Consider the following 23010-nt stretch of genomic DNA (forward strand, 5'->3'; position numbering starts at 1 on the left):
CGCAATGCCAAAGTAAAGATATAAATTAAAATGTAATTTTATAACAAAAATGCAAATTTTGGTTATAATTTTTTGTAATACCGTAATTTTCAATCACACTTAGTATTCCTTTTATCTTTTTACTACGCTAATATTAGTACACTCCGCGTATTTCCGGTTTTATCTCGTTGTTATATAAGTTTGCCAAATCATTCATTACCGCGTTATCAAAATCAGGCAATGTAGCCGCAGCCATATTGCTTACAACCTGAGACGGCTTGCTTGCTCCCGGAATTACCGTAGTTATGGCAGGGTGCTGCAAAATCCATTTAATGCTTTGTTGTGCTAAATTGCCTTCGGGTAGCAGCGCTTTTATTTTTTCGGCGAAAGCCACTCCTTTGTCAAAAGCTATTCCGCTAAATGTTTCGCCTACATTAAACGCGTCGCCGTTTGCGTTATAGTTGCGGTGGTCTTTTTCTGCAAAAACCGTTTCTGTTGTAAACTTGCCGCTAAGCAATCCGCTTGCCAGGGGTACGCGTGCTATTAGTGCTGTTCCCTGTTGGTGGGCTTTATTAAAAAATGCTTCGGGCAGGTGTTGCCTAAACAGGTTAAAAATAGTTTGAAGCGAAGCCACATCGGCATGTTCCAGGCATATAAGAGCCTCCTCGGCGGTTTCCACACTTACGCCAAAATGCTTTATAAGCCCTTCTTCCTGTAATCTTCGAAGATGATTAAACACATCACCTTTTTTAAGTTCCTCTGTGGGTATGCAGTGCAACTGCTCTAAAAATAGCTGATCTGTACCCAGGTGAGTAAGGGAGTCTTCCACGTGGCGGCGCATGGCATCGTAGGTAAAGTTTTGTGGCCAGCCGTTTGGCGCATCACCACGGCGTCCCAGCTTGGAGGCAACATACATTTTTTTGTCGGTCTCTTTTAAAAATTTGCCTATAACGCGCTCGCTTGCGCCCATGCCGTATACATCTGCCGTGTCTATAAAGTTTCCGCCGGCATTAGCATAGGTGTCCAGGATTTCCAGTGCTTTATCGTCATTTACCACACCCCAGTCGGCACTGCCCAGCTGCCAGGTGCCCAGGCCTATTTCGGCTATTTTTTCTCCTTTAAACTCCCTGTAGTTCATAAAACGTGTGTTTTAGTTACGTGCATAAAGGTACAAACTACACTTATTTCTAGGGCAATAAATTTTGGTGCGTAAGGGTAAATTGTAGAAAAATTCCACATAATTGTGTGGAAGTCAACACTTTATGTTTACTTCTGTATTTTATTAATGCGTTGTTATTCAGTATTTTAAAATAAAAGGTACGGTTTTGTATTATACTATAAGCGTAAATGAATTTCGTAAAACCAAAAAAGATTAAAGCAATGAAAAACTTATTTTTAGGCGCAGCACTTACACTGGCATTTGCCGGTACCGCCATAGCACAGACAGATAGTACTAAAGTACAAGTTACAACTCCCGCTGCTACAAGTCAGCCTGCCGTTACCCAGCAGCCTACTACGGCTAGCCCGGCAGCTACAACAGGTAGCACAGCGGCAACCACCACACCACAAACTACTGCTACACCGGCACAACCGGGCGTAGTTACAGATGCCAGCGGTAAAGAGTTTACTAAAGTTACCCAAAACCAAATAGCACCCGCCGTACTAAAAAAAGCGGTGGTAAAATATGAAGGCTACGCACTGAGGCAGGCATTAGCCGCTATAGACGGTAGCGAGTACAAGCTCGTACTTACTAAAAACGGTAAAGACGTAGCCGCGTACTATAAAGCAAACGGTGAATTTATAAGAGAAGAAACCGTATAATAATTTTTCACATTGTTTAACTTGTGAGATAGTGCCAATTGTAAATATTAAAGGCAGCCTGTGGTAGGCTGCCTTTTTTTGTTGTTTATAAGTAACGTTTAATTTTTCGATTTTGCAAGTATACACCGCCTCCTGTTTTTGCCTATTTTGTGTTAGATTTGCGCCCCCTTAACAGCAGGGCATAGCAATAACGGAATTAAAAAAATCTTATATCGGCATGGGAGTTTTTGTAATTACCAAAAGAGACAACGGGCAGTATAAATTTAGCTTTGACACCCGCAGGAAAAAAACCATATTTACCAGCATAAGCCTTAAACGCAAAAGCGATTGCGAACAAATGATAGAGGCTATGCGCCAAAATATAGCTAACCTTACCTATACCCGAAACAGGCGTGCGTCTGGCAAGTTGTTTTTCCGTATTTCCAGCGGAGGTTTTGTGCTGGCCACCAGCCGCAATTTTAATACCGAATTCAGCATGAAAAAGGCCATGGACGATGTGCTGAAATACCTGCCTAAAGGCGAAATCATAGATTTTTCTGAAAACGACTTTGTATTCCCTCCTCTGGAAGATGAAGTAGATGAAGATGCAGTGTTAGAAACAGAACTATAACTGGATTACGGTATTTTGTTGTAACCAAAAATAAAAAGCCGGAAAGTTATGCTTCCCGGCTTTTGCTATAGTAAAATAGATCGTGTTTATGCTTGCTCTTTTTTCTTTTCAGGAAAAATTACCGATGCCAGTACAGAGAGTACCAGTACACCACCCACTACCATAAGCGAGTGCATAGAGTCTATGTGGTATACAGGCGAAATAACCATCTTTACACCTATAAAGGCAAGTATAATGGCAAGGCCGTATTTCAGCTTGCTAAACAGGTGGATAAAGTTGGCCAGTAAAAAGTACAGCGACCTAAGCCCCAGTATGGCAAAAATATTAGATGTGTACAGTATAAAAGGATCATCTGGCGCTATGGCAAATATTGCCGGGATAGAATCTACCGCAAAAAGCAGGTCTGTAAACTCTATAACACCTACAACCACCAGCATGGGGGTAGCCATTTTAATACCGTTTTCTATGGTAAAAAAATGGTCTTTGTCATAGTTTTTACTCACTTTAAAAAAGCGGTGTATTACACGGGCGCCCGGGCTGGTGCTAAAGTCTTTCTCCTCGTCGTCATCGTCCTCTGTAAAGGCCGACTTTATACCGGCATAAACCAGGAAAAAACCAAACAGTGTAAGCACCACGTTAATTTCCATTTCCCTGCCAAAAATGGTCATTACCGGCAGGTAGGTAAGCTTAATAAGTTCTACGCCGCTAAATATAAATACCGCACGCAGTAACAGCGCACCTATAATACCCCAGAACAGTACCCTGTGATGGTTTTCTTTGGGTACGTTAAAAAATCCGAATACCATAATAAACACAAAAAGGTTATCTACAGAAAGGGCTTTTTCTATCCAATAGGCGCTTTGAAACTGCGAAAACTTCTCTACGCCCATAAAGTAATAAATTACACCGCTAAAGCCCATAGAAAGGCTTATCCATACCACAGACCATATAAGTGCCTCTTTGTTTGATACAACATGGCTGTTTTTGTTAAATATGCCTAAATCCAGCAGCAGCATAATCAGTACTACTACCGAAAACAGTGCTATAATACCGGGGTGGTTAATTAAACTGTCCATTTCTGTTTATCTTAATTATTGTTTTAGTTCTCTTTTGTTTAATTGTCAGGGGGGTATAACTCTATTAAAGTCGTGCTAAAGTAGCGTTTAACCCGTTACTTTTTACACAGTCAGTTTTTTAATACAAGGGCTAAATTCGTAATAAAAATCCATATAGTTAAACCTGTATTTGCTTTGTGCCGCAAAATATACATTTTGAGAGGAATTTATTGTTAACGATCTGCCAGTTTTTAGAAATAAAAATCGGGTAAATTGCTTTCGCATAACTTAGTACATTTTTGGCTTAAAAAAGTTTTATTTAGAAGATTAAAATAATTGTGTAAGGTAGTTTTTGGATTTAGAACCGTCTTGCTTTTTTGGTGCTTACTGACCGAAAAGGCAATATTCTACCGTCCTATATCTGGTAATATCGCTTGCAGTAATTGTAAAAACCTAATTATCTTTTTTGTAAAGCCAATTTATAGATACACAACAGCATGAGTAGTATAGCCCCGCCAATACTACCTAGCAATATGTTTTCCCATAAGCACAGGTCTTGTCCGGTTGCCAGAGATATACAATCCGAAGGATCATTTAGCTCATATTTTTTACTCACGGCATTGTTTAGTAATCCGTAAAAACTAATGGGGATAACTGCCAGGCTTGTAAACAGCAGAATGTAATAGTGGCGTTTTTTCATGGACTTTGGTTGGCGACACTTTTTCTATTAGTGCATAATGTTATAGCGCGGATTTACTTCGTCAGTTTGGGCAATCCGCGCCATCGGGAATGAGTAAGAAGCTGAAAACTGCGACTGTGACTGAAAATTTGTTAATCCCTCTCCTCCAAAACCTTTATCATCCTGAAGGATTTCAGCAGGTGGATAAGCCCCGGGATAATCAGTAGCCCGCCTATAATAAGGCTTATACCAAGCACGTCCATAACACGGTCCGGAGCCGCGTGGTCTAGCAAACTTATAGGGCCTTTTTTGGTAATGATGAGGTTAGGGAAGTGCGTACCTATGGCGGCAAACAGTATCAGCAACACCTGAAGCCCGGCAAGGAACCTGCTCCAGATAACGCGCCCGATGTGTATAACCCTCCATAAAGGGTACAGCAAAATACCTGATAATGCCACGGCTCCCAGTGCCAGCGGATTGGTTATAAACTCACGCGTAAAATCGTTACCCTGAATAAATCCAACCAGTATGGTAGCAAAGCCTATGACCACCACGGCAATAATAGCTACCGCTGCCTTGCGCATGTACATACGTTTTTCGTAATCCTGTGCTTCGCCTATAAGGAACGTAGCCGCCAGGAACACGCACAACGCGCTAAAAAAGAAACCCGTAAACAGCGGAAACGGCTGCAGCCAGGGCTCTATGTAAAGTTGTACAAACGATGCATTAGGAGCTTGTTCCAGCGTTTGTATATCGCCGTTTAACAGTGCGCCAAACGTCATGCCCAGGAAAATGGGTGTAACCAGGCAACTGAATTCAAACATACGGTCGTACAGGTCTTGCGTGTGGTCTTTAATAGCATCGTAATTCCGGAAAACAAACGCCACACCGCGCAGTGTAATGCCTAGTAATATCAGCGTAAGCGGAATGTGCATATATACAATAACCACGTTATAAAACTCAGGAAAACCTATCCACAGCACCACAATAAGAATGATGATCCAAATGTGGTTAGCCTCCCATACCGGCCCCATAACGCTGTACACCGTTTTCTTAATGCTCTTTTTATGCTCGGGCCCGCTAAACAGCTCCAATGTACCTGCGCCAAAATCAGCACCGCCCAGCAGCACGTAAAGGAAAAACGAAAGGACTACAAATAATAATACTACGTAAAGCATATTAACTATTTTATTATTAATACCTACAAGGTCTGCGAGACCTTGCAGGAGATACAATACGAAATTCAGTTTGGTTAACCTGCAAGGTTTTAAAAACCTTGTAGGTTTGGGTAAGCCCTAGTTGTGATTCACGCTGTTAAGCACTTTAATCTGGCGCGCCATAAGCCAACCCACCGCTACGGTAAGCACGCTGTACAGCACTATGTACATATAAAAACTGTATACCATACCCGGCATAGGCGTTACGGCATCTTTAGTCCGCATTACGTTATGAATAATCCACGGCTGGCGGCCTACTTCGGTTACAATCCACCCCGCTTCCAGTGCCAGGAAGCCTACGGGAGCCATAAGGCTGAAAAACAGCCAGTAGCGGTTGCTGCCCTGCCATGATTTCTTTTTAAGACTTATGAGGTAAATCACCGCAGCCAGTGCCAAAAGCCCGCCCAGGCTTACCATAACCTGAAACGCGTAGTGCGTAATGGCTACCGGCGGCCGGTCTTGTTCGGGGAAATCATTTAAGCCTTTAACCTCAGCGTTAAAATCGCCAAAGGAAAGAAACGACAGCATTTTTGGGATTGCTATTTTATGGGAAACCGTTTTGTTCTTCTCGTCTACAATACCGCCTATGTACAGCGGAGCCCCTTTTTCGGTTTCGTAGTGCGCCTCAAGGGCGGCCAGTTTTGCCGGTTGCCGGTGGGCTATGTCCTTAGCGGAAAGGTCGCCACTAAGGGGTTGCAGCAGTGCTGCTATGGCACCAAACACTATGGCTATGTTAAACGCCGTTTTGTGTACCAGCGTGTTTCGGCCTTTGTAAATCTGCCATGCGTGTATACCGGCTACGGCAAACGATGTGGCGGCAAAGGCGGCAAGCGTCATGTGGAGCGCCTGGCTGAACCACGCATCGTTCATAAAAGCCTTTACAGGGTCTATGTTAGTAAACTGCCCGTTTACATAATCAAATCCGGCGGGGCTGTTCATCCAGGCGTTTGCCGATACTACCAGTATACCCGATGTAATGCCCGAAATACCCACTATGATTCCCGTAGTAAGATGGAAGCGTTCGGAGATTTTATTCCAGCCGTAAAGGTAAAAGCCCAGGGCTACGGCCTCTATAAAAAAGGCGGCACCTTCCAGCGAAAACGGCATGCCTATAATAGGCCCGGCGTACTTCATAAAGCCCGGCCAAAGCAGGCCCAACTCAAACGACAGCGCGGTACCCGATACGGCACCGGTTACAAAAAATATGGCCACGCCCTTTTGCCACGCCTTAGTAAGGGTGAGGTATTCGGGGCGGCGGGTACGGAGCCATTTGGCATGGCTAAGCACCATAAAAAATGGCATTACCATACCGATACAGGCAAATACAATGTGAAAAATGAGGGTGAATGCCATTTGCATTCGTGCGGCATCTAAGTTGTCCATGGGTGTAGGGATTTATAGACTCCTGTAAAGGTACGGCACAAATGAATAGGGGAGGTGGTTTTTTTGAGGGAATGTTTGAATTAAAGATGCTCTCCAATATGCCCTATCAATATCTTTCCATCTGCAACTTCTTTCATTCCTTCATGGAAATAAATTCTTCGATTAGTAGAATAAGAAGAATCACCAGGATGATTATCATTATAGCATAACTTGAGATGAGGCTCACAGCAAACTTTAATAGATTCAGATTTTGAGTTGGTGAATTCAAATGTTAGTGAGGGTTTTCTGGCTGCATTGCCTTCTAAAGAAGCGGTCTCGTCTAACTGAGCATAAGCACTAAAGCTTGTTAAAACCTGTGTTCGGTTCCCTCGATCTTTAACATCTTTAAACTTATCATTAAGGGCTGACAGATGATACAATATTTTTCTAGGACAGTCATTAAATATTGAAGCTATGGTTTGAACATTTCTTTTATGAAAAAAAAGTTCAGGGAAATATTTTTCACATTCAGAAATAAAAAATTCAGGATTCTTAGGATACAACCCTAAATAATATCTCCTAAAGTCTAGCCATGTAGAAGTGTTATATACTATTTGATATTCCGGTAAAAGGTTGGGTATAATATTAAAAGCTATTAATCCATGACACACATCTTCCGAATGCTCTAACAATAAAACTTCTTTGACCTCTTCGCTTAAAATTAATGTTTCTTGAGATTCTATAATGATTTTCTGTAGCATATTTCGCGCATCCCTATTAAGTCCTGTTGAGCTTGGCTCGAACAATAGTTGCGTAATAGTAAATCCATTTATGAATTGAATTTCATAGATCTCTGAATGAACAAAAATTTTATTAGACTTTCCATGCTCTTTTATACTGCTATAATCACTACCGAGTGCTTCAATCTTTTCTTCGATTTCTGACACTGAAGAAAAGCCATCATATATAAATGATTCCGCCAATAGATAAAATTCTGCAATCATAATTATCTCGATAATCTGAATATACTTCCTAAATCTATCTCTTGTTGATCAAAAAAACCAGAAGGCCAATCTTTTATTTTGCCTTTTTCATCGATGGATAACTTTTCCGATCCAAAATCTTCATTAAAATAGTGTATTATCAAATCATCATTGTTGACACCAATTTCAGGACGCAATACACTAACACGCAAACCATTTAAAATATGCTCACTGTGAGATTCAATGAAAACTTGTACTCCACAAGATGCAACTATTGCAAAAAACTCTGCAATTCGTGCTTGCGCTCTTGGGTGTAAATGCGCTTCTGGATTCTCAACAATAAGGATTTCTCCTTCTTTAGCTATTAATCCAGCTACAATTAAAGGTAATACATAGCTGTATCCATAGCCAACGTTGCTAGGCTTATATTTATAAGAATTATTTTTATTATTTATCAACATTGAGAGTACAATACTTTCCGTTTCACGTCCTCTAATGTCAATAGTCGCTCCTTGCAGAATATAACCTAACCATTCTTGTGTTTGCTGTATTACTGACTTTGAGTCGTTACCTCTGTAAAGTTTATCATTTACTAAATCTAAATTATTTTTTGCCAAGACATTAATTACATATTCCCCTTTAGGCCCTACATTGAGAAATTCAGGCAAAATAACCTTTTCAACAAACTTAACAGGCCCCAGCCTATCTGCACTAACATAGTGAACTTTAGATAGTAGAATTTGGAACATAAAAGTAGATAATTCCATTTCCACTCCAGAATTAATAGTATGTTCAAACTTACTAAGTTTTACTTCTTCATCTAACTTATGCTGTAAGTTTTTCAAAAATAAAGAATAATGTGAATAGTCTTCATTTTCAAAAAATACTTTTTTATTTATCAAAACTGCTGATAACTCATCATTTTCATCTTCTCCCAAAATTAAGTTTGCAATCAATCCAAAATGAAACTCAATTCCAACTTCTACGTTCTCGCCACGTACAGTTTCACTATTTTTCACATCGTTAAAACTTCCTAAATCGATATGTGTACCGTTCAATTTTAACTTTATAGCACCTGTAGAACGTATTTCACTAGACTGCGAAAGTAATAATATAGCCTGTAGTAGTGAAGACTTTCCTCGGCCATTGATTCCTGTAAGGAGATTTATTTTTGAAAAATCAAATGTTGTCAACTCGTGGAAACATTTGAAATTTTTAAGATTTATTTTTGTTATCATTGAGTATTCTGATTAAGCATTTCATCTGCAATTCTGAAACGATCCAAAACTTTATTCTTGTTACTTGTAGACTTCGTCACCGCTTCAAAATAGATATTATTTTTTATCAAAAACAAATAATTTCTCTTTATTGTCGCTTTATTTCTGGTCAAGAAATCATCTTCTTTCTTTGACAGATAATTACATACTGATTCAAATATTGCTATATTTATAGTTCCTCTTGTATGAGCTGTAGGAATTCTGAAACTTTTCTCACGCCAGATTTTATATGACCATACCATTACACGCAAAAAATCTTCTTTGATTACCAATAGTTGCTCATCACTCATCAGGTTAATCTTTTTCATCGCATTTTCAACATATGCACTCATATCCCCAATATATTCTTCAGAGTAATCGAACCAACGGAATGCTATATAACGAAGTATAACTTCTCTATCTTTCATCCTAGTCCCTTTAACACCATTATCAATTGCTTGGATAAAAACATTTTGGTTTGCTAAATTTTTTAAAAGTTGAGTAGAATTGCCTATAAAAATACAGTTTCTTACTTCCTGTCTGTTGAGCTGTGTTCCACCTGTATTTATACGATTAAATAAATCATATATTACGACCATAGGTGTGGAAGGTTTCAATACAAATACAGTTAGTTTTTTGTCTTCAAACTTAGATTGAAGCACTTCCGGTAATTTTTCGAAAGAGTACCCATTATATTTAGGAAGTGCTTCAATTCCAGTCAATTCAAACTTATTACTATAATATTCCGTAAGAGCGGTAGATCTTTGCAATCCGTCAATTACAATATAATTTGATTCTTTATTCTCGTTAAGATAAATTGGCGGCAGTGGAAAATTAAGTATTATTGATTCAATAAACTTACTTTTCTGCTCAATATTCCAAACTTGATTTCTTTGAAAATCTGGTTGAATCTTAATTTTTCCTTTTTCTAACTGTCTAAGATATTCGAATATAGAGAAGGGGACTTCACCAATATCTATACTTTCATATGCGGGATCATATGGATATATACCACCATCATTTTTATCCTCTTCTAAAGTATCAAAATCTGTTTCAATTGCTTTATCCTCGCTCATGACTTAAAATTATATTCAAATATATTTATTTTATTTCTAATATCAACCTAACTCCCTCACCACATACGTAACCACGCCCCAAACACTAAACGTATTGTTTTCGGTAACCAGTAGCGGAGGGAACTCCGGGTTTTCGGGCATAAGGTAAAGGCAGTTGTCCTGTAATTTCAGGCGTTTTATGGTGTGCTAGATATACTATAACTCACCCTAAACAACTGAAAACTGCTACTGTAACCTACCTCCTAAACCCAACACCCACAACCACCAATGCCAGTACGCACCACAAAATCAGTTGGTAAGTAACCAGAGGCCAGCCGCCAAGGTCCCAACACTGCAACCCCGTAAAGCTGCCCAGTGCGCCACCTATAAAATAGCTGGTCATGTAGGCGGTGTTAATGCGGCTGTGTGCTGTAGCATCGAGCGTGTATATGGTAGCCACGTTAGTAACCTGGGTGGCCTGTACGCCTACATCGAGCAGTAGCACCGCCACTACAAACGCAGGTACCGAGTGCGGAAACACCGCTATAAGCACCAGGCTCAGCAGTACTGTAACGCCCGAAATGAGTTGGCTCTTGGCAGGGTTTCCCTTATCGGCAAGTTTACCAAATACCGGGGCAAGCAGGGCTCCTGCTATGGCCAGGAACCCAAACAATCCTATAACTTCGGGACCGTAATTAAACGGTGCGCCGCTGAGGTGAAAGGTAAGTGTAGTCCAAAACGAGCAAAACAACCCAAACATAAGCGCGCCGAGTAGTGCGGTACGCCTTAGTAGCGGGAAACGCTTTAGCTGCTCTACAGACGAGCCGAGGAGTTTGGCATAGCTACCCTCAAAACCCGCAGAAACATTGGGTAGGGTAAACTGCACCATACCCATACACGCAATAACCATTACAGCCGAAATCCCGTATACGTAGCGCCAGCCCAGCCACCCGGCTATAAGTCCGCTAAACACCCGCGCCGATAGTATGCCCACCAGTATTCCGGTAAAAATAATACCCACCGTGCGCCCTCGGTTTACGGTATCCATACCGGCAGCCATGGGCAGTATTACCTGTGCGGCTACACTCATAAGCCCGGTAAGCAGGCTAAAAATGCACAGCAGCGCAAAGCTGGTTACAAAGGTGGTTCCGGCAAGTACCAGCACCAGTATGCCCATAAGGGAAAGGATAAGTTTTTTGCGGTCGGTTTTATCGCCCAGCGGCGTAAGGAAAAACAGTCCAAGCCCGTAACCCGCCTGTGCCAGTACCGATATTATACCGGCCCGGCTTTCGGGTATGTTAAAGTTATGGGCTATGTCTTTTAGTATGGGTTGGTTATAGTAAATATTGGCTACGCATACCCCTGCGGCTACGCTCATAACGCCAATCTGGGTTTTAGTAATAGTGTGTTGCATGGTGTAAAGTTCGGGAAAAGGCTCGTCCGAAAATTACAAAAATCAAACCGGGCATTCTAATTTTATGTTAAAATCAGCCCACACCCTATGCCGATGCGCGCTGCTGTACGCTGTTTAACGGGCGTGTGCCGAGTGTGGTTTGCTGCAGTGCCGTAAGCGTCTCGGGTTTCATCTTAAGATATGATGCCAACAGTTGCAGTGGCACTCTGGCGGCAAGCCCCGGTTTCTCGGTGCAAAAGGTGGCATAGCGTTCGGCATCGCTTAGTATGGCGTTATTTTGTATACGCTGCTGTGCCTGTAGCAGGCTGGTTTGTATGAGGGTAAACATAAGGTCGTTAAACAACGGGATGGTTACGCGCAGTTGCTCAAAGGTATCTTCGGGCATCAGTAAAAGTGTGGTGTCTTCCAGTGCGGTAGCAGTGTAGTGCATGGGTGTACCGGTAAGCAGGCTCTGCCTGTCGCCCAGCCAGTGCTGCTCTGGCGCAAACCCCACGGTGTAGTTTTGGCTGTTGTATAATGCCGTGGTGGCTACAAGGCCGCTGCATACAAACGCATTGTAGTTAAAATAACTGTTTTGGGCAAAAATAATTTCACCCTTGTTATAGTGTACAAGCGTGGCGGCGTTAAGCAGGGTTTGTATCTCGGTTAACGTAAAAGGGGCTTTCTCAAGTAAGTAATTTTTAAAAAGTGTTTTCATGGCTAATGGTGTTTTACGCTGTAATAACAGGCAGAAACTGTGCCCAAATTAGCACGAAAATTCTTTCGTAAGGCAATCTTAAGAAAACTTTAGCCGCGTGTTAACAATGCGACTTACTGTGTTTTTAAGTCGTAATATATTGGTTTTTAGCGGTTTAATGTTTTGGTATGGAGTGTGTCTGCTGGTTTTTACTTTAACATATGGGCTTACGCTAAAGGTCTGCAAAAAGTGTGGGATGTAATGCCGACCGCGTGCCGGGTATTTATGTTTTATTGCCCAGCGTGTACACTAAAAAGAAGACAATTCCCCAAACAAGCGTAATTTTTCTGTTCATAGCGATGCGATTTTTTTAACGGAAAACTAAGATAGCATTATTTGTTGCCAAAACATAAACAAATTTTAATTTTAACTTAAAAAAATAGCAGTCGCTAATGATTATTTATTGCTTCTGCCTGAGGTATTAGCTACATATAAACGCCTTTTTAATAATAAATGCAAAACCCTGCAACGTCATAGTGCCTTGCAGGGTTTTGTGTTGATATAACAATGTGCCGTTAGAGCTTTTCGGCGCGTTTTATCATAAAGTCTTTATTGTATTCCCCTATAGATTCCAGTGAGTAGGATTTGAGGTATATCTTTTTTGCCTTTTGGTAATCGCCTGTCATTTCATAGTACAGGCCTTCATAGTATTCGCCTATAATCTTTTTGGGGTAACTCTCCTTTACCATTTTGGCGAGTTCTTTCAATTCCTCATAGGCGTTGTTTTTCATTATGGCAGCTTCAATGGCTTTAATGTCGGTAAGCCTTATAGGCATGTTTATACCCAGTTCCTGCTGTATAATAGCGTATTTATTAGCCAGGTAAGCCGTGTAGCCGCTAGGCAGGGTAGCTATTTTTTCCTGATATTCTACCGGCGATATAGGCCTGTAGGCAGCAAAAATGTCGTACAGCGCACCCGGTACCCCATAAGGCACAAGAGAATAATGGCTACCGTTTTTATACTCCTCGTAGTGGTATTTCAGCTTAGGGTTCTGTACCGCTTTTAACGATTCGTCCAGTGCTTTAATGTCTTTTTTAAGCCTTGGTATGTCGCCATCGGCACTGCACAGGTAATAAAACAGGTTGTTTTTTCCTGCCGCTAAGGCGGTGGCAAGCTTTTCGTCCATGCCCGGTGCCAGCTCCGGGCTAAAGTTTATATAACCGCGAAACGGAGGGTTGTCTTCGTACAGGAAAAAGTTGGCCGTACGTGCAGTAAGGTCGTGACCGGCAATAATACGAAATGGCAGCAAGCGGTAGTTTTTTTCCAGATACGGAATAAGCTCTCCGCCTATAAACTGAAAAAACTGGTTGCCACTGGGTGCGGGCATGCCTGTGGTTTCGTCTATGGCGGTGTCTTGCTGGCGCTGGTCTGCGTCTACGTTATCCAGGGCTACTACTATAACCTCGGGCAGTTCATCCCAATAATACGCATAGGAAAGTACCCCGGTAAAGGGTTCCAGCAGGTATTCGCCATCCAGCAAAAGCAGTAGCGGATATTTTTTCTTTTTATCAGTAGCGTAGTATGGGGGCAGGGATACCCGTATAGTACGCTGGGCATTTAGCTTGGTGCTAAATACCTCTTCTTGTTTTACTTGCTGCTGCGCTGCAGACGGGGAAAGTACCGCAAGCGTAAGCAACAACGACCATAACCATTTCATTGCTCTACAGTTTTTAGGGGAAAAAGCAGGGCAATATAATCATTATTTTCTTTTATAAAACAGGGAAAGCCCTAAAAATGAGAAAGTTCCTAAAAATATAACAAGAAAAACCTGAGCACTCCATACAATCCAGCCGAAAGCGGTGCCTGCAGTAAAGGGTACATTGTACGCAGCCAATACATTAGCAATGGCTACCGGAAAGAAGCCTACACCGCCATTTGTAAAGGTTATGGCAAGGCTACCCACCACAAAAGCTACCAGTACGGTGCCAAAACTAAGTCCGGATGTTTCGGGCAGGGCAAAGATAGAAATGTAAAATACCAGCACGTACGTAAACCAAATGTACAGCGACAGCAGTAGAAAAGGCCACTTGTTTGGCATTTTAAAAACGCTTAGCGCACCTTCGGTTATACCTGATACCTTTTGTTTTATTTTAGCAATCCACGTGGCTTTGCTGTATATATAATATAATAGTGCCGATACAAACAGTACCACTGCGGCTATGCCGTATACCATAAGTTTTTGGTACGGTACGTTTTGTACTATGTAGTCTTTAAGCTCATCCAGCTTAAGGGCTATGGTAGCGCCAAGGCATACAATAAGCAATATGAGGTCTACCACGCGCTCGCTGATTATGGTACCCAGTGCCTTGTCAAAAGGCACATTGCTGTAGCGGCTTATAACAAGTCCGCGGCTTACCTCGCCACTGCGTGGTATAAGCATATTCATAAGGTAGGTAACGCATACGGCGGTAAAGCGCACATAAAAAGGGGCGGTGTAGCCCATGTGCTGCAGGGTATACTTCCAGCGGTAGGCACGTGCCCAAAACCCGGTAAACATGGCAAAAAGCGTGGCGTAAATCCACCAGTAATTGGCAGTTTTAAAGCTGTTTATAAGCTCTGCCTGCTGCTGTGTTGTAAACTTGTTAAGGGTGTATATAATTAAAAAAACTCCCACGGCCAGCGGGAGTATTATACTTAATATTTTAGTTATTTTCTGCTTCATGCGCTACGTGAGCGAATTGTCTTTTTCGTTAGGGAAAACAATAGTGGGTTTAAATTGTTTTGCTTCCTCAAAATCAAGGATACCGTAAGAAATGATAATAATAATGTCGCCGCGCTGCACCTTTCGTGCTGCCGGGCCGTTAAGGGTAATGTCGCCGCTGTTGCGGTTTCCTTTAATAGCATAGGTTTCAAGGCGCTCACCGTTGTTGATGTTCACTATCGAAACTTTTTCACCTTCTATAATATTGGCGGCTTCCATAAGAGCCTCGTCTATGGTAATGCTTCCAATGTAATTAAGATCGGCGCCCGTCACCACTACACGGTGGATCTTGGACTTTACAACTTGAATTTGCATGGGGCAAAGGTAATCAATTTAATGAAATATTGTCTATTAACCTAACGTTACCTAAAAATACTGCAATAAAAGCCCTGTATTTTCTGTTTTCTTTTAAGGTAGCGGGTATAAGGGTGTCTTCGTCGGCTATCTCAAAGTATTCTGGTACAAACTCCGGATGCGCTTTAAACTCCTGCGCCACATAACTTTTTACACTGTCTATACTTTCCTGTGCAAAGCGTGTACGCGCCTCTTGCAGCACCTGGTATATAAAGGCGGCACCGTGGCGTTCTTCTGCCGAAAGGCGCTCATTGCGCGAGCTCATGGCAAGGCCGCTTTCTTCCCGGCTTATGGGGCACCCTATAATTTGTATGGGCATATTTTCTTTTTCTACCAGCTTTTTTACAATTTGCAGTTGCTGAAAATCTTTTTCGCCAAAGTAGGCACGTGTAGGCTGTACTATTTCAAACAGCTTTTTTACCACGGTGCCCACGCCATCAAAGTGGCCGGGGCGGTGTGCGCCTTCCATTTGGTTTTCCAGCCCGTCAAAGTTATAGTGCTGGCTTATGGTGTGGCCCTCATACATATCGTCTACGGTAGGGGCAAAGATGATGATATCCCGATTTAGACCCTGTATTTTTTCGGCATCGGCCTCCAGGGTTCGCGGATATTTTTCCAGGTCTTCGGGGTTGTTAAACTGGGTGGGGTTTACAAAAATGCTCACTACGGTAATGCCGTTTTGGGCTACCGATTGTTGCATAAGGCTAAGGTGCCCGCTGTGCAGGGCACCCATGGTAGGCACAAAGCCTATGGTGGTACCGGCCTGTATGTGGTGCTGTAAGTGCGCCTTCAGGTCGGCTTTTTTGCTGAAAATGAGCATTTGTACGCTGTTAAAGTGGGTGCAAAATTAATATATAGTTATAAACTGCGCAAAAATGTTTAATTTTGCATGGTTTTTTGTACCCAAAACTAATTGAATACTGAGATGGAGGATAAGAGGATATTGTACGTATCATCTGAAGTAGTGCCGTATTTGGCTGAAAATGAGGTTTCGCTAATGTCTTTTGACGTTCCGAAAATGATTAACGACCGTGGCGGACAGATACGCATTTTTATGCCGCGCTATGGTAATATTAACGAGCGCAGGCACCAGCTTCATGAGGTTATCCGCCTTAGCGGTATGAACCTTGTGGTAAATGATATGGATATGCCCCTTATTATTAAGGTAGCAAGCATACCAAAAGAGCGCATACAGGTGTACTTTATAGACAACGACGAGTACTTTAAACGCAAAAGCACCTTTACAGACGAAGATGGGTCGTTGTACCCGGATAACGACGAGCGCGCTATTTTCTTTGCAAAAGGCGTGGTAGAAACGGTGAAGAAGCTTAACTGGGTACCCGACATTATTCACGTACACGGATGGCTGGCCAGCCTGCTGCCGGTGTACATGAAGCATTATTATAAAGACGAAGCACTGTTTGCTGATACTAAAATTGTAACTTCGGTATACGCCCCGGGCTACGAAGGTAACCTTAATGAGGATATGCTGGGCAAAGTACTGTTTGACCAGGTACCTGAGGCCTCTGTGGCAGCACTGGCACAAAGCACTTACGAAAACCTTATGAAAGTGGCGGTAGACCATTCTGACGCCAGCATTATAGCGTCGCCTGCCGTTTCAGACAGCCTTAAGGCGTATGTAGAGGCATCGGGTAAACCGTTCCTTCCGTATGTGGAAAAAGAAAATTATGCTGCGGCGTATACTAATTTCTATAAAAACGAGGTTTTATAGCAAAACCGTAACAAAAATTCTATGAGAAATTTTTCTTTTCTGAAAAATGTATTCTTTGCCGTAGCTGCCGTGGCACTGGTGGTTTCCTGTGATGACAAGTATGACCTGCTGGGAAGCGATGTGGTAGATGGCGACCTTCATAACAGTATAGTAGTAACCGATGCCGGTGTTACCGCATACGATACGCCTATAGGCGAAATACAAACAAACAACAGTACCAGCAACCTGCTGGGTTCTTATAACTCGGTTTTCGGGCGGGTTACAGCAAGTTATGTTACCCAGGTGCAGCTTGCCAGCCCTAACCCATCGTTTACAAACAATATTACCATAGACTCGGTTTGGGTATATGTGCCGTTTGCCACCACACAAACAGGTAGCGAAACAAACAGTACTACAAACGAGACGGATAACCTGTATACAATAAACGGTTATTACGGTAAACTAACTGATAAGTTCAGGCTAAGGATTACAGAGAACAACTACTTTATACGTGGTGGCGATGCTGCCACAGGTGGTGTAGACCCTCAGTATTATTATTCAGATGATACACCAGCGTTTGCAGCACAGCAGGGGCAGTCGTTACTGGCTCGTGGTAATGATACCATTGTAAGCTTTAGCGATAAAGAAATTAAAAGGCGTGCTAAATACAGGGCTACAGACGCCGCTGTAACCGATTCTACAGCTGTTATTGCCGAAAGGCTGGCACCGGGCCTGTTCTTTTACCTGAACAAGAACTTCTTTAAAAATAAAGTGTTAGATCCTTCCAAGTCGTCTCAGCTAAGTACAAATGCGGCTTTTGCCGAGTACTTTAGGGGGGTATCGTTTTGGGCTGAGGCGTACAACGGTGGCAGCACCATGCTATTGCCAAACTTTACTAATGGTTACATAAAAGTGGTGTACAACCAGGATGTGTACAATAACGGTAAACCGGTATACGAAGTCGATGCTAACGGTAATGCTACCACTACCATAAAGCGCACACACCTTACCATGACCATTAACCTGAAAGGTAACCACGTTAACCTTTTTGAAACCCAGAACACAGCCGATTATCTGGCGGGGGTAACATCAAGCGATGCTACAAACGGCGACAGCAGTTTATACCTGCGCGGTATGGCAGGCAGTATGGCGCTCTTAGACATATTTCCGGATGCGCAGCGCACGGCTCTTGTAAATCAAAAAGCACTTATAAACGACGCACGCCTGCGGTTTTATGTAGACCAGTCTGTGCCGTATGATAGTATTCCGCACCGTATTTATCTTTACGATGTTACAAATAAGCGTCCGCTATTTGATTACAGTACAGATGGTACCACAGCGGCAAGTACTAAAAACAATAAGTACATTTATGGCGGTATTTATGACGCGGTAAACAAGTGCTACGTTATACGCCTTACAAACCACATAAGCAATTTAGTAAAGTATGCCGACAGTACTAACGTAAAACTGGGGCTTGTACTTACAGATGATATTACGGTAAGTACTAACAGGTTGCTTAAAACGCCTTTTACCGCAGGCGCTACCACGGTAAAAACAACTCCTACAAGTAACACTGTTACGCCACTGGGGGTAAAACTATACGGACCCAATATTCCGGCCAGCGATGAAGAAAACTATGATAAACGCCTGAGGCTGGAAATATTTTACACTAAACCTGACGAGAATTAAACTATGTGCGGAATTGTAGGATACATAGGCCACAGGGAGGCCTATCCGGTAATTATAAAAGGACTTAAAAGGCTGGAGTACCGCGGGTACGACAGTGCCGGTGTGGTGTTGTACAACAACAACGAGCTGCACCTTTGTAAAACAAAAGGAAAAGTAAGCGACCTTGAGGCCAAAGCCGATAGCGAACTTGATAAATCGGCTAACATAGGCATAGGCCACACCCGCTGGGCTACCCACGGTGTGCCGAACGATGTAAACAGCCACCCGCACTTAAGTAACTCGGGTAACCTGGTTATAGTGCACAACGGTATTATAGAAAACTATGAGCCTATTAAAAAAGAGCTTATAAAGCGTGGCTACACCTTTAAAAGCGACACTGATACTGAAGTACTTGTAAACCTAATTGAGGAAGTACAAAAGCAGGAAGGTATAAAGCTGGGCAAAGCCGTGCAGATAGCCCTTAACCAGGTGGTAGGTGCTTACGCCATAGCGGTGTTTGATAAAAACAACCCGGATGAGCTTATAGCCGCCCGTTTAGGAAGCCCGCTTGCCATAGGAGTGGGCGAAGGCGAACTGTTTATAGCCTCAGATGCTTCTCCGTTTATAGAATACACGCCAAACGCCGTGTACCTTGAGGACGGTGAGCTGGCTATTGTAAGCCTTAGCAAGGATCTTATAGTACGCAAAATTAAAGACGACTCACTGGTTAACCCGTACATACACGAGCTGCAAATGAGCCTTGAGCAAATAGAAAAAGGTGGTTTTGACCACTTTATGCTAAAGGAAATTTATGAGCAGCCAAACGCTATTAAAGATACCTTCCGCGGCAGGATTCGAGTAGAAGAGGGTATTGTAAAAATCAGCGGGGTGGAAGATAACCTGCATAAGTTTATAAACGCTAACCGTATCCTTATCATAGCCTGTGGCACGTCTTGGCATGCAGGCCTTGTGGCAGAATATATTTTTGAAGAATTTGCCCGTATACCGGTAGAGGTAGAGTACGCCAGCGAATTCCGTTACCGTAACCCAGTTATCCGCCCTGACGATGTGGTTATAGCCATATCTCAAAGTGGTGAAACTGCCGATACGCTTGCAGCGATTAAGTTGGCTAAAGAGCATGGAGCGTTTGTATTTGGCGTATGTAACGTGGTAGGCTCGTCTATTTCGCGTGAAACACATAGTGGAGCCTATACCCACGCCGGCCCTGAAATTGGGGTGGCGTCTACTAAGGCGTTTACTACTCAAATCACGGTGCTTACCCTTATGGCGCTGCGCATAGCACGTGCTAAGGGCACCATGGCACGTGCGGATTATTTCCGTTACCTGCAGGAGCTTGAGCGCATACCGCAACTGGTAGAGCAAACCCTGCAAACAAACCTTGAAATACAAACCATTTCGTCTATTTATAAAGATGCGCCAAACTGCCTTTACCTGGGTAGGGGTTATAACTTCCCGGTAGCGCTGGAGGGTGCTCTTAAACTAAAAGAGATAAGCTACATACACGCAGAGGGTTACCCTGCTGCCGAAATGAAGCACGGCCCTATAGCACTTATAGACGATAAAATGCCTGTAGTAATCATTGCCCCTAAACAGGAGCACTATGATAAAATTGTGAGCAACATACAGGAAATAAAAGCCCGTAGCGGTAAAATTATAGCCATTGTTACTAAAGGAGATACGCAGGTAAAAAGCCTTGCCGATCACGTTATAGAAATCCCGGAAACCAGCGATGCACTGAGTCCGCTTGTGGCTACCATTCCGCTACAGCTGCTTAGCTACCACATTGCGGTAATGCGTGGGTGTAACGTAGACCAGCCGCGTAACCTGGCTAAATCAGTTACGGTAGAGTAATTTATTGAATTATTTTTATTTGATATACAAGCCATCGGGAAACCGGTGGCTTTTTTGTATTTTAGCATAAACCAAGCTTAACCATGTTACTTCAAAACCATTATCGAAATCTGGCTATTACTTTTTTCATTTGCCTGATGTGGTGTGTATATGTCTTTTTTGATTATTTTACAGATCATTCATTTTTAAAAGGTCTTACTCTATTGTATGATTATCTGGTAGGAGCATTACCAGTGCTGGTTATAAGTATGGTTATTGCGGTGTTGCGGTTTACAAAATATCGTAACATTATTATAAACAGCTTTTGGTATACTTTCGGTGCTTATTCTAACTTGTTTTTAGTTTTAGTTTATTCGCTTTATATAATTGTCACACATTCTGTTCGCGAGTTTTTAGGGGCGTTTGAATTAGGCACCATTTTGTATATATCCCATTTATTATTTGGATTGGGATTATTTTTTGATTTGTACAGAAACCACGTTAGTAAATCGGCATAATGCTTTGTCCTACGTATATCCAGTAGTTTATATTGCGTAGGCAAAACGAGCATTTCTTATCAGGATTTGGCATGAGCCCTTTTGTAAAGTACGTCTTCCGCCACAGGTATAACAACAGCTTTCGATACATCGCAGTCGTTATTTTTAATACTGATTAAACAACGATTGGTAGTGGGTTTAGCCATTTTTTTAGAAATATAATTTTTTACCGAACTGTAGCTTTCACTAATCAGGTAATGCTCTTTTATCTTTTTTTCAGGATATACAAAATCGAGCGCAACACGATTATCCTGTCCAAGATACGTTACCGTATAGCTGTTTACATTTTCTTTCTCAAAGGTTTCTGCTTTGCTAATATCATTTACACCACCGTACAGTATTAAGAAACGCACCTTATCGGTGTTATAAACAGTATCTTTAACGTAACTGGAAAATATTCTCCTAAAAGTAGCGCCGTCAACCTCCGCGCTTCCGTAATTTGGGTACCCATTACTGCTGTCCCTAACAAAATCAAGCTGAAACTCTTCATTGTTATCCAGCTGTATCTTCGTAGTTTTATTAGGCATAATGCCTTTTGCTATAGCTTCTTTGTAAGGCATGCATACTCGTGGTTTTTTGGTGCAGGATATAAACAAAAACGCCATTGCAACCAGCGGCAAAATTGATTTTTTCATTGTAAGGATAGGTTTATGGTTTGTTTTAAAAGTAAATATAAACAAAAAACCCTGCCGTTAAGCAGGGTTTTGTTGCAGTAGCCTCGACAAGAATCGAACTTGTATCAAAAGTTTAGGAAACTCCCATTCTATCCATTGAACTACGAGGCCATCCATTATTTTCAGGGTGCAAATATATGAAATAAACTATTTTCAAAAAAATAATAGTTTAAAAAAATAATGCCCCGTTATTATCGTCTGTTTTTAAGCGCTGTTTCTACTAAGTCGGCCAGTGCATCGGGTCCGGTTACATTAGTATCTACCGCTATGCTGCCATTGCCGTACGGTCCATAACGGAAACTCTGCGTAACCCCAAATAGCCCCAGGGTAGGGGTTTTACTGGCACTTGCCAGGTGCATCATACCACTGTCGGCGGCTATAAACACCTCTGTAGCGGCCATAAAAGCAGTAATCTCGCGTATGTCGTTACTGTAAAATGATGGCGCTGCAAAGCCTATCTGGCTCACGTTTTCGGCAGGTAGCACCTCTACAATGTTGTACTCCGGAAAACGCTTCTTAAGCGTTTCATACACCGGGTTCCACCACTCAGGGCCGTAACATTTATTACCTGTGGCAAAGGTAAATATGCCTATGGTTTTTTTATCGTTACCGGTAAGCTTTTCTAATTCAGCCTTGCCGTGTTGTAGTTCGTCTGCGCTAAGCTTTATATCCAGTACGGGCACATCGCCGGTTTGCATGGTAAAACCAAGTTTACCCAGTTCTTCGCGCAGGGTATAAATGGTGTTTTTTGCCAGGTGCCTGTAATCCTCATAACGCTCTGTAACAGCCGGCGTGGGGATATTAAAAATCTTATACCGCGCCTTACTCTTATTAACCGATACCGCCCCGCTCGACGACCCGTGTATAACATTTATGGCAAGGTCATACGGGGTGGTTTTTACCGTTTTCCAGGCGGCAAAATACGCGCGTGGCTCGTTTAGCGGACGCTTGGGTACTTTAATAATGTTACCTATGCTGTTATAGTTTTTAAACAAAACATGGCTAAGGCCACCGCGCACAAACAAATCTATCTTGCACCCCGGAAACGTAGCCTCCAGCTCCTGCACCAGCGGCGTAAGCAGCAGCTGGTTACCCAGGCGGTGGTTAGGGCGGCTTATAAGTATGCGCTTAATGCCGGCATTACCATCCGGGCCCGCGGGTGGGTTTGTAAAATCATGTCCTACATCTTTAGTAAGGCGTTTGGTAAGTTTTCGCCTGTACTCGTTTATGCGGTCTTTAAAAGTTATTTTGCTCATTGGGTATGTTGCATCAAAAACAAGTGTGCAAATATAGCCCGTAAAACGCAAAGTTTTTCAAAAATAGTGC

Annotated in this window: 22 protein-coding genes and 1 tRNA gene; 5 read left to right on the forward strand and 18 right to left on the reverse strand. The window is 42.4% G+C overall.

Annotated elements, in window-relative coordinates; all coding sequences use genetic code 11:
* Positions 1-133 precede the first annotated feature (133 nt).
* Complete coding sequence (locus tag ACLI08_RS04385; RefSeq protein WP_411427241.1) at positions 134-1117, reverse strand: aldo/keto reductase; 984 nt, start codon at positions 1115-1117, stop codon at positions 134-136.
* 242 nt (positions 1118-1359) lie between these two features.
* Here ACLI08_RS04385 and ACLI08_RS04390 point away from each other — a divergent pair, with 242 nt between their 5' ends.
* Both ACLI08_RS04390 and ACLI08_RS04395 read left to right on the forward strand, forming a co-directional pair.
* The gene (locus tag ACLI08_RS04390; RefSeq protein WP_411427242.1) at positions 1360-1800 is read left to right on the forward strand and encodes a hypothetical protein; all 441 of its coding nucleotides are present in this window, start codon (positions 1360-1362) and stop codon (positions 1798-1800) included.
* Between the two features lie 217 nt (positions 1801-2017).
* Positions 2018-2410 carry a DUF1508 domain-containing protein gene (locus ACLI08_RS04395; RefSeq protein ID WP_411427243.1) on the forward strand — a complete coding sequence of 131 codons (393 nt, stop codon included), beginning with the start codon at positions 2018-2020 and terminating at the stop codon, positions 2408-2410.
* Positions 2411-2496: 86 nt separating this feature from the next.
* Here the strand turns inward: ACLI08_RS04395 and ACLI08_RS04400 are convergent, their stop codons facing one another.
* From ACLI08_RS04400 to panC, 14 genes are all read right to left on the reverse strand, one after another.
* The gene (locus ACLI08_RS04400) at positions 2497-3486 is read right to left on the reverse strand and encodes a TerC/Alx family metal homeostasis membrane protein (protein WP_411427244.1); all 990 of its coding nucleotides are present in this window, start codon (positions 3484-3486) and stop codon (positions 2497-2499) included.
* 436 nt (positions 3487-3922) lie between these two features.
* Positions 3923-4165 (reverse strand): hypothetical protein, encoded by a 243-nt coding sequence (locus ACLI08_RS04405; protein ID WP_411427245.1) that lies wholly within the window; start codon positions 4163-4165, stop codon positions 3923-3925.
* 131 nt (positions 4166-4296) lie between these two features.
* Positions 4297-5322 carry a cytochrome d ubiquinol oxidase subunit II gene (locus ACLI08_RS04410; protein WP_411427246.1) on the reverse strand — a complete coding sequence of 342 codons (1026 nt, stop codon included), beginning with the start codon at positions 5320-5322 and terminating at the stop codon, positions 4297-4299.
* 117 nt (positions 5323-5439) lie between these two features.
* A complete protein-coding gene (locus ACLI08_RS04415) occupies positions 5440-6744 on the reverse strand; it encodes a cytochrome ubiquinol oxidase subunit I (RefSeq protein ID WP_411427247.1) in 1305 nt (434 codons plus the stop codon).
* A gap of 80 nt (positions 6745-6824) precedes the next feature.
* Positions 6825-7727, reverse strand: coding sequence for a hypothetical protein (locus ACLI08_RS04420; RefSeq protein ID WP_411427248.1), 903 nt, complete (start codon positions 7725-7727; stop codon positions 6825-6827).
* Between the two features lie 2 nt (positions 7728-7729).
* Positions 7730-8944, reverse strand: coding sequence for a DUF3696 domain-containing protein (locus ACLI08_RS04425; protein ID WP_411427249.1), 1215 nt, complete (start codon positions 8942-8944; stop codon positions 7730-7732).
* Positions 8941-10038, reverse strand: a complete 1098-nt coding sequence (locus tag ACLI08_RS04430) for a DUF262 domain-containing protein (protein ID WP_411427250.1) — start codon at positions 10036-10038, stop codon at positions 8941-8943. The genes ACLI08_RS04425 and ACLI08_RS04430 overlap by 4 nt, the downstream gene beginning before the upstream one ends.
* Before the next feature lie 42 nt (positions 10039-10080).
* A complete protein-coding gene (locus tag ACLI08_RS04435; protein WP_411427379.1) occupies positions 10081-10218 on the reverse strand; it encodes a LexA family protein in 138 nt (45 codons plus the stop codon).
* A gap of 55 nt (positions 10219-10273) precedes the next feature.
* Positions 10274-11431, reverse strand: a complete 1158-nt coding sequence (locus ACLI08_RS04440) for an MFS transporter (RefSeq protein WP_411427251.1) — start codon at positions 11429-11431, stop codon at positions 10274-10276.
* A gap of 85 nt (positions 11432-11516) precedes the next feature.
* A complete protein-coding gene (locus tag ACLI08_RS04445) occupies positions 11517-12128 on the reverse strand; it encodes a Crp/Fnr family transcriptional regulator (protein WP_411427252.1) in 612 nt (203 codons plus the stop codon).
* Between the two features lie 554 nt (positions 12129-12682).
* Complete coding sequence (locus ACLI08_RS04450; RefSeq protein ID WP_411427253.1) at positions 12683-13825, reverse strand: alpha/beta hydrolase; 1143 nt, start codon at positions 13823-13825, stop codon at positions 12683-12685.
* A 42-nt stretch (positions 13826-13867) separates the two neighbouring features.
* Positions 13868-14830: a lysylphosphatidylglycerol synthase transmembrane domain-containing protein gene (locus tag ACLI08_RS04455; RefSeq protein ID WP_411427254.1), complete on the reverse strand. Its 963-nt coding sequence runs from the start codon at positions 14828-14830 to the stop codon at positions 13868-13870.
* Positions 14831-14833: 3 nt separating this feature from the next.
* Positions 14834-15184: an aspartate 1-decarboxylase gene (gene panD, locus ACLI08_RS04460; RefSeq protein WP_322625082.1), complete on the reverse strand. Its 351-nt coding sequence runs from the start codon at positions 15182-15184 to the stop codon at positions 14834-14836.
* Positions 15185-15197: 13 nt separating this feature from the next.
* Positions 15198-16043, reverse strand: coding sequence for a pantoate--beta-alanine ligase (panC, locus tag ACLI08_RS04465; protein WP_411427255.1), 846 nt, complete (start codon positions 16041-16043; stop codon positions 15198-15200).
* Positions 16044-16148: 105 nt separating this feature from the next.
* Here panC and ACLI08_RS04470 point away from each other — a divergent pair, with 105 nt between their 5' ends.
* From ACLI08_RS04470 to glmS, 3 genes are read left to right on the forward strand one after another with little or no spacing between them, the layout of a single operon-like run.
* Positions 16149-16955 carry a glycogen/starch synthase gene (locus ACLI08_RS04470; RefSeq protein WP_411427256.1) on the forward strand — a complete coding sequence of 269 codons (807 nt, stop codon included), beginning with the start codon at positions 16149-16151 and terminating at the stop codon, positions 16953-16955.
* Between the two features lie 21 nt (positions 16956-16976).
* Complete coding sequence (locus ACLI08_RS04475) at positions 16977-18623, forward strand: DUF4270 domain-containing protein (RefSeq protein ID WP_411427257.1); 1647 nt, start codon at positions 16977-16979, stop codon at positions 18621-18623.
* A gap of 3 nt (positions 18624-18626) precedes the next feature.
* On the forward strand, positions 18627-20474 hold the full coding sequence (gene glmS / locus ACLI08_RS04480) for a glutamine--fructose-6-phosphate transaminase (isomerizing) (protein WP_411427258.1): 1848 nt from the start codon (positions 18627-18629) through the stop codon (positions 20472-20474).
* Between the two features lie 556 nt (positions 20475-21030).
* Here the strand turns inward: glmS and ACLI08_RS04485 are convergent.
* From ACLI08_RS04485 to ACLI08_RS04495, 3 genes are all read right to left on the reverse strand, one after another.
* Positions 21031-21570 (reverse strand): hypothetical protein, encoded by a 540-nt coding sequence (locus ACLI08_RS04485; protein WP_411427259.1) that lies wholly within the window; start codon positions 21568-21570, stop codon positions 21031-21033.
* Positions 21571-21723: 153 nt separating this feature from the next.
* Positions 21724-21795, reverse strand: a tRNA-Arg gene (locus tag ACLI08_RS04490).
* An 80-nt stretch (positions 21796-21875) separates the two neighbouring features.
* Positions 21876-22940, reverse strand: a complete 1065-nt coding sequence (locus ACLI08_RS04495; RefSeq protein WP_411427260.1) for a glycosyltransferase family 9 protein — start codon at positions 22938-22940, stop codon at positions 21876-21878.
* Positions 22941-23010: the final 70 nt, after the last annotated feature.

The sequence above is a fragment of the Flavobacterium sp. RNTU_13 genome, assembly GCF_046614455.1.
Classification (GTDB): domain Bacteria; phylum Bacteroidota; class Bacteroidia; order Flavobacteriales; family Flavobacteriaceae; genus Flavobacterium.